This is a genomic window from Microvirga roseola (genome assembly GCF_020866965.1).
GTDB lineage: Bacteria > Pseudomonadota > Alphaproteobacteria > Rhizobiales > Beijerinckiaceae > Microvirga > Microvirga roseola.
The window spans coordinates 1-748 of the sequence record NZ_JAJATX010000176.1 but is presented as its reverse complement, the minus strand read 5'-3'; the positions used below and the strand labels follow the sequence as shown (position 1 = coordinate 748).

1 protein-coding gene and 1 pseudogene are annotated in these 748 nt (G+C 59.8%); one reads left to right on the top strand and one right to left on the bottom strand.

The genetic code is table 11. The annotated features are described in order from the left end of the window. A pseudogene (locus tag LG661_RS24740) lies at positions 1 to 245 on the top strand (hypothetical protein); the annotation flags it as partial. On the opposite strand, the gene LG661_RS24735 reads toward LG661_RS24740, so the two are convergent. Next, positions 242 to 748: hypothetical protein (locus LG661_RS24735; protein ID WP_230534648.1), on the bottom strand; the 507-nt coding region annotated here is incomplete at its 5' end. The pseudogene LG661_RS24740 and the gene LG661_RS24735 overlap by 4 nt on opposite strands.

The window sequence follows — 748 nt, the reverse complement described above, 5'->3', positions numbered from 1 at the left end:
TCGCGGCGAGCGCTCCGAAGGCCAGGAGAGCCAGACCCGCTAGGCATCATCGCTTCTCGGTCAAGTACTTGGATTGGTACATTGCTGAGCTTTCCTGGCGCGAGGACCGCAGCCGCCTCGGAAACCGTGGACAGACCGTCGAGATGCTCGCGCGGGCGCTGGCCCACCCGACATCGCGGAATCTTTGCGGCTATTGGCAGGGCAACAAGCCGCCCGACCTGGTATGGGAGTCCTGCGAAAGCTAGCGTGCGATTTCCCAGAGGTTCTTGCGTCCGTCGACAGTTCCTGTCTGCCGTACGCGCCCGCGCTTCTCCAGGTTCGAGAGGGTCGCCGAGATCCGGCTTGGCATCATCTTGAGGAAGGGATCGTCCTCAGAAAGTCCCTTATCCTTTGTATCCTTTGCGATGGCCGCCGAGCACGCTGCCGTGCTGATGGGTTCCTTGGCTTCCCGGATCGTCTTGAGGACGATCGCGCTCAGGTTCTCTCCCGAAAATGGATTTATGCCAGTGGGCGCTCTCTTTCTTGGGGTTGTGGTCGGCAGAATGCTGGGGTCGAACAACCTTGCGACCTGATCAATGGCTGCCACGTCGCTGTCGATTTGCTTGATCTGCTGTTCCAGAGTTTGGCGCTGCTCGGTCAGCTCGGCACGCTTCTTCAACAACTCCTCAACGGCACCCGCCATCCCACACTCCGCTTGTCTCGGATTGTGCACCATCCTGTTGCACAATTGGCTGCGGACATTACCGGA